General features: G+C 70.0%; 5 protein-coding genes. 4 read left to right on the top strand and 1 reads right to left on the bottom strand.

Features of this window, described 5'->3' with window-relative positions:
• The coding region (locus H5411_RS02930; RefSeq protein ID WP_183122849.1) for a YqgE/AlgH family protein at window positions 1-577 on the bottom strand (577 nt) is incomplete at its 3' end.
• A 906-nt stretch (window positions 578-1,483) separates the two neighbouring features.
• On the opposite strand from H5411_RS02930, the gene H5411_RS02925 reads away from it, so the two are divergent.
• The 4 genes from H5411_RS02925 (at window position 1,484) to H5411_RS48820 (ending at window position 6,803) form a co-directional block, all read left to right on the top strand.
• The gene (locus H5411_RS02925) at window positions 1,484-2,797 is read left to right on the top strand and encodes an MFS transporter (protein WP_244194652.1); all 1,314 of its coding nucleotides are present in this window, start codon (window positions 1,484-1,486) and stop codon (window positions 2,795-2,797) included.
• 80 nt (window positions 2,798-2,877) lie between these two features.
• Complete coding sequence (locus H5411_RS02920; protein WP_101436731.1) at window positions 2,878-3,177, top strand: hypothetical protein; 300 nt, start codon at window positions 2,878-2,880, stop codon at window positions 3,175-3,177.
• 20 nt (window positions 3,178-3,197) lie between these two features.
• A complete protein-coding gene (locus H5411_RS02915) occupies window positions 3,198-4,574 on the top strand; it encodes a TNT domain-containing protein (protein ID WP_167442194.1) in 1,377 nt (458 codons plus the stop codon).
• Window positions 4,575-6,803 (top strand): ADP-ribosylglycohydrolase family protein, encoded by a 2,229-nt coding sequence (locus H5411_RS48820; RefSeq protein ID WP_101436729.1) that lies wholly within the window; start codon window positions 4,575-4,577, stop codon window positions 6,801-6,803.
• Window positions 6,804-6,905 lie beyond the last annotated feature (102 nt).

The following is a 6,905-nucleotide window of genomic DNA, read 5'->3' as shown; positions in this document are numbered from 1 at the left end:
TCCGCTGCAAATCGCCAGGATGGGTGGCCAGCAACGCGAGCGGCACCCCCTGGCGGCGCAGCACCTGGCCCCACAGGTCACGGCTCGGCGGCGCGAGAATGTCGCTGGGCAACGCGGGGACGATCACCCAGTCCTCGCGCTCGATCTCGCCCGCGAGCTGCCCTGAATCCCACCCGGCGTAGCCCGCGAACACGCGCACGCCGCGCACCTTGGGCACGAGCACTTCGGGATCGCTGTCCAGATCGACGAGCGCCACCGGCCCCCGCACCGCGACCACACCGGGCACGCTGGAAGCGGACTCCCCAGTCCGCAACGCGGCGAGACACAGCGCGGTCTTCTTGTCGACCGGCCCGCCGACGAACACGGACTGCGGCTCCGCGACATGCGCGCCCCACCCCGGCAGGACGTCATTCACCGGAACATCGGACGGCCGGTTCAAGACCACCCCGAGCGTGCCCTCCGCCCGGTGATCGATCACGAACACCACCGTCCGCTTGAAGTTCGGGTCGAACATCGTGGGTGCGGCGACCAGGAGCGTTCCCGGTTCAACCTCGGCGTCCGCTGGCACGTCACCCATGATCCCATCACCCGCCGACGGAAATCCTCCCGGCACGGGAACACCAGCACCACCCGCCTCGTTGAGAACAGTGAGCCGGCGCACTCGTGTCCCCCGGGCTCACTGAAGAACCGCCTTTGTGGAATACCGGTCCGGCCGGAGCCACACTGCGCCAAGCCGCCGAGAGGCGAAACGAGTGCGCCGGTGTCGGCTTTTCGTGTTCGGTGCCTGCGGCACCTTCCCCGGGCCACCGGCGCTGGGTACCCGGGGGGCCGAGCCCCCCGGACCCCCGCGGTGCCTTCGGTGCGGTTTTCGGGGTGGTCGGGGGCGGGGCCCCCTTTGGCTTTCTTGGTGGCTGGGGTGGGTTGGGGGAGTTGCGTTTGGATTGCGGGTCTTTGTGCCGGTGAGGTTGCGGCCTTCGGGTGGGGTCGGCTGGGCCAGGGTGCTCTGCGGGTGGGGGGAAGGCGGAGCGTCCGGATGGGCGTGGGGTGCGCGACGGCGGGCTTCCTGGTCTGTCTTAGTGGGCTGGTTTGGTCCGGAGGACCTCGCTGCGGTCGAGCCGCCTTCCGACGGGGCGTTGCTCACATCGCCTGGCCTCACGTGCACTGCGGGCGGGGTCTCGCCGCATTTGGCCGCGCGTCGCTGCGCGAGGCACGCTTCGATCCAGGCTCTTAGCGGGTCGGTCTGGTCCGGAGGACCTCGTCGTGCGGTGAGCCGTCTCGGTTAGGGCACTGCCTGGGTGTCCTTCTCGCTTCGGCTGGTCTGTCGCGCTTTGCGGGCTGGGGCGATGTCGCGGCATCAGGCTCCACGGCCGCGTGCTTCGTTGTCTTGAGTCGCTTTGGTCGGCTGATCGCGGGACTGTGCGGTGGAGTTGGTGTGGTGTCTCGTTTCGGGGGTTTTGTCGGGGGGCCTCGGTAGGGTTGCGGGGTGAGGGTGGCGGGGGAGCGGGGCGGGGTGCGCGGGCTGGTTCGGGATCCGTTGTTCCGGCGGTTGCTGTTCACGCGGTTCGCGGCGCAGTGGGGCGACGGCGTCTTCCGGGCTGGGTTGGCTGGGGCGGTTTTGTTCAACCCCGAGCGGGCGGCTGATCCGTTGGCCATCGCGGAGGGGTTTGCGGCTTTGCTGCTGCCGTATTCGCTGGTCGGGCCGTTCGCGGGAGCGTTGCTTGACCGGTGGGACCGGCGGCGGGTGCTCGTATTCGCGAACCTCGTGCGGGCCGTGGCGATCGTGGCGTCGGTCGTTGCGGTCGGTGCTGGGGTGGGTGGAATCGGGTTGTTCTCGCTCGCGCTGCTTGCCGAGGGGATCAGCCGGTTCATCGGGTCTGGGTTGTCGGCTGCGTTGCCGCACGTCGTGGAGCCACAGGCGGTGGTTTCGGCTAATGCGGTGGCGGCGACGCTCGGGTCGGCGATCGCGGTCGTCGGCGGCGGGTGCGCGATCGGGTTGCGGGCGGTGTTCGGATCCGGCGACATCGGGTCGGCGGAGACCACGGCGTTCGCGGCGGTCGGCGCGTTGGTGTCGGCGGCGCTCGCGCATCGGTTCGCGAAGGGCATCCTGGGGCCGACCGTGGTCGATGAACCGACAAATCCCGTGGTGGCGGTCGCGCGCGGGCTTGCTGATGGAGCGAGGCACGCGTGGCGGGCTCCTAGCGTCACGGCTGGGTTCGTCGCGTTGTTCGCGCACCGAGCGGCGTACGGGATTTCGTTGCTGCTCAGCGTGCTGCTGATGCGCAATTACTTCACTGACGACGGGGTTTTCCGCGCGGGACTGCCCGGGCTCGGACAACTCGTCGCGTGTGCGGGGGCAGGCATTCTCGTCGCGGGGCTGGTGACGGCTCGGTTGATCCGCTCGATCGGGCGGGTCCGGACGGTGCTGGGCGCGTTGCTCCTCGCCGCGATCGCGCAGGCGGCGTTGGGGTTGCCGATGCTGCTGCCGTTGGCGTTGATCGCATCGTTCCTGGTGATGGGCACTGGCCAGGTGCTGAAGCTGTGCGTCGACTCGTCGGTGCAGCTCGATGTCGCGGACGAGGCTCGCGGGCGGGTCTTCGCGCTGTACGACACGCTGTTCAACATCACCCAGGTGGTGGCGGTCGCGATCGCGGCCGTCTTCGTCAAGGACAACGGGTACTCGCCGGAGCTGATGGTCGGCGCGACCGCGCTGTACCTGCTGGGCGGTGCCGGATATCTGCTGGCCCGCCGACGCCGCGTCGATTCGCTGCCGCAAACCGTTGCACCCAAACGGGGGTAGTAACTCACTGTCTAGCATTAGGGTGACTTGCGACCCAGTCGAGTTAATCTCGGCAGCGCAACCGACACGGGGGGGCCACCGTGAGCACCATCGGCGACGACCGTGCCCGTCTCGACGCCTCAGCTGTCCTGACCTCGCCCGACGGGCTCGTCCGCGCGACCGCCGGACCGGCTGGCACGCTCGGCCGGCTCGAATTCGCGCCGGACGCCTTCGAACGAACGACGCCCGCGCAGCTCGCGTCGACCGTCCAGGCACTCGTGCAGCACCTCGCCGACGCACCCGAACCGCAGCACGCCTCGTCAATGCCTGCCCCGCGGCCGACCCCGCGCCGCGTCCGTCCGCGCGGACCCGTTCCGCAGAACCGCCGACGCGGGTCCTGATGCCGTCCGCTCCGGACGGGATGATTCACGTGGAACCAGCGAGTACCGGTCAGCAGGCGCTCGTCGAGATCGGCCGGCTGATCCGGGCGCACCGGGCAGATCCGGACGCGGCGGCCGGAATCGGGTTCGCCCAGCTCGGCGACCATTTCGAGGTGCAGGCGCGCAATACAGTCGCCAGCACGGAGGTGGTCCAGCGGCTCACCGCGTTGCGGGCCGAGATGTACCAAGAGGGCCGCGGCACCTGGATTCAGGCGCGCTACGTGCTCACCCCGGACGACGCGTTCGACTTCGACTACTTCACCGACGACGAGCCCCCGTGGACGACGCCGCCCGATTCGACCGCCTACCTCGCCGAACTCACCACCTTCCCCCGCGACGACGAGCACCTTCCCGACTGGTGGCGGCTGCACGTCGGCCTCCCGCTCGGCGTCGTGTTCCGGCACGCCACGGCCGACGCCGGAACCCGCGAACCGCTGCCGGAGGCAGAACTGCCGCTCGTGCTGCGGTACCTCGAACGCGAGGCCGAGGCCGGACCACGACATCGCACCGACGGCACCTGGATCTGGCCGCTCGAGGTGGCCGAGCAGCTGCGCGAAAACGGGACCGCGCCTGAGCCGGAACTGCTTCAGCACATCCGTGACCTGGGCTTTCATCCGCCGTACGTCGAACCTCTGGTGCGCCGCACGGCGGAAGCCGATCTTGCGGGGGAACCTCGTCCGCGACCGACCGCGACCGACGTCCAGCGGACCGCGGCCGACATCGCCGCCGAGCGGGAGACCAACCCGGACCCGGTCCTGTCCGACGCCGAAGTCCTGACCCACCTCGGCCACCGGCTCGACTCCTTCGGCGTGTGGCCCGACGTCCGCTGTCTCGGCGGCCGGGAGTCCGGAAAGTGGAGCCTCTACCAGGTCAAAGCCGGATGGGCGGTCGTCGCGCCGGACGGTCGCGAGCAGAGCTTCGCCCGCCTTGAAGACGCCGCTCAGCAGCTGCTCGGCGCGCTGCTGATGCATCCCGCCCGCGCGACCGGCGGCCGCGAAACCCCGCTGGAAACGGCGCGGGAGGTCGCCGACTGGCCGGTCCAGCCCGCGCCGGGTGACCCTCCCCTCACGCTCCTGCGGAACAAGAGACTCACTCGGTTGGCGGAAGGTACCGTCGTTCTGCGATTCGGCGAAGAACCCGGCAACCTGGTCCATCACCAGGCGGTACGGTTCGCGACGACGTCCCTGCCACTCGAACGGGAGCGCATGACCAGCACTTTCCGCCTCCGAAGATCACTCTATGTGATCACCGGAGTGACGGTGCCCTGGGCGAACCTTCCGGGGGGCGCGGTGGCGTACGTCTTGCCCAAGCCGATCGCGGAGCACGAGTCCGACGGAAGCCTGGAGAGGATCGAGTAGGTGGAAGCGGCGGAAGCGGTGGAGAAGGTCGGGAAGTGGTTGCGCGCCGTGCACGGCCCCGAGGTCTCCGGGCCGGGCGGCCTCCGGGTCGACCACGACCGCGTGCTGCGGGTCCCCGAGGGCTGGTCGATCCCCTACAACACCGTCGCGTTCCTCGACGACGGCCGTCCGGACAAAGAGCTGTTCCCCGCGCCGTCGGTGCTCGTGCGCGAGCCGGACGGCGAGTTGCGCCAGGCGCATCCGCATCCGGGCGGGCTCAGCACCCCGGTCGCGTACCCCGGCCAGGAGAGCTGGCGCGAGGTCGTCGACCCGGAGTACGCGAAGGCCGGGTTGGGCGAACTCGGCGTGCCGCTGCCCGCGGTCGCGGGCTGGGTGAAGGTCGACGACGACGGCCACCAGACCGGTGACGAACGCGAGAACCCGGAGTACAAGGCCGGCCCGATCCGCCGCGGCTACCCGAAACCGGAAAACCCGCTGGAAACCCTTCTCGCTTTCGCCAGCGTCGGCTGGCTCTCCCGCGAGCAGCTGCTGATCGGCTTGCTGCGCTGCGAAGTCTTCGTGCCGTTCGACCTCAAAACCGGCGCGACCGACCGGTTCTACTTCTCCGAGGAACGCAACGAGCTGCGCGTGTTCAGCTCGACCCGGAACCTGCCCGCCCGCGAGCACGCCTGGTGGCGCGTCGACCTCGCGACGCTCGCCGAATTCGAGCATCCGCCGAACCTCGTGATCAACGGCGGTCCGGCGACCTTCGAGGACGTCGCCGGAGCCGAGCTGACCGCGATCGCGAAGCGATTTCCCCGGCAGGAGCCGCGGGTCGACGAGAACGGCCGCTGCCCGGAAATCGAAGAAGACCTCGAGAAGTTCGCCGTCGAAACCGCCGCCCGGCTCGGGCTGGACAAGCCGGTCGACGTGCCGAAGGCGGCCGCGGAACGCGCGCGGCGGCACGGTTTCGAGCTGACCGCGGACGAATGCCGCCGGACTGTCCTCGGCCGGTCGTGGCTGCGCCGGTTCGAACAGCCGGAGCCGAGCCGCTCGCGGCCGAATGACTTGCGCGCCAACGGTCTCGTGCCGTCCTGGGACAACGAGGGCCGGATCGTCCCGAGGCTCGACACGTTCGGCAAGTACCCCGAGGTCAGCCTGGAGAACTTCCGGTACGGCTGGCAGCGGGTCGTCGGCGCGTGGGTCGGCTTCGCGCTCGGCGAGGCGCTCGGGTCGGCCGTCGACCGGATGCGGCTGGACGAGATCGTCTCGACCTACGGTCCGGACGGCGTCCGCGACCTGCCGCTCGCGTTCGACCTGCCGGGCCGGATCGGCTCGATGACCCAGCGGCTGCTTTTCCTGACCGAAGCGGTGATCCGGAGCCCGCATCGCGAGCAGCCGGAGGCGCGTGACGTCGAAAAACTGTTCCCCGGCGTGGTCCGCGGCGCGCTGGGCCGCTGGTTGCACACGCAGGGCGCGGCGATCCAGAACGCCGACGGTTTCCTCGTCAAGGTGCCCGAGCTGCATGCCCGCCGCGCGATCGACGACGCCGAACTCAACGCGTACCTCGCGCTGGTCACCGGTGATCCGCAAGCCGCGCCGATGTCGGGCCCGACCGCGCTGCTCGGCGCGCTGCCCGCGGTGCTGACCGCGGCGGGTCCGGGAACCGGGTTCAGCGGCGGCATCAGCCAGGTCGTGCGCGATCTGGCCGGCGTGACGCACCAGCCGGACGACGTGGCCGCCGCGACCTACCTGGCATGGGTGTTCGAGAAGGCGCTCACCAAGGACTCGTTCAGTTATCCGGTCTGGAACCTTTCTCGCGAGGTCCTCGACGAGCACGACGGCCCGGAGTGGGGACCGGTGCGCGACCTGGTGGCCGAGGCGGTGCCGTTCTTCGGCGAGCACGGCCTGCCGGACCTGCGGATGCCGGAGCTGATCGGCGACGGGCACAGCACGCTGTCCGTTCTCGGCCGTTCGTTCGCCGCGCTGTCCGGGTTCGAGAACTACCCGGAGCAGGCGATGCTCCGCTCGGTGAACCACTCCGGCCGCAGCGCGCTCACCGGCGCACTGACCGGTGCGCTGCTCGGCGCGCGGGTGGGCGTCCCCGGCCTGCCCCGGAAGTGGGTCGAACAGCTCGAATTGCACCACCTGATCGAACAGGTGGCGACCGACGCGCTGTGGCATTTCGACCGCCATTCGGCGCGCAACGCACTGGGCGACGCCTGGGTGCAGCGGTACCCGCGGCACTGATCGGTCACCCGAGCAGGTATTTGTGGGCGCATCTTCTCCCGTCTCCGGTGACCGATGGTCGGGTCGTGACACGGTCGGCTAAGTTCGTTGCGGCTACACGGG

This window comes from Amycolatopsis echigonensis, assembly GCF_014174495.1.
Lineage (GTDB): Bacteria > Actinomycetota > Actinomycetes > Mycobacteriales > Pseudonocardiaceae > Amycolatopsis > Amycolatopsis echigonensis.
The sequence above is the reverse complement of the archived record's forward strand: the minus strand, read 5'-3'. Positions and strand labels throughout refer to the sequence as shown.

What these genes read in the sequence shown, in the direction of transcription:
- H5411_RS02915 (WP_167442194.1), top strand. Translation starts at nt 3,198, where the DNA reads ATGATTCACGTGGAACCAGCGAGTACCGGTCAGCAGGCGCTCGTCGAG.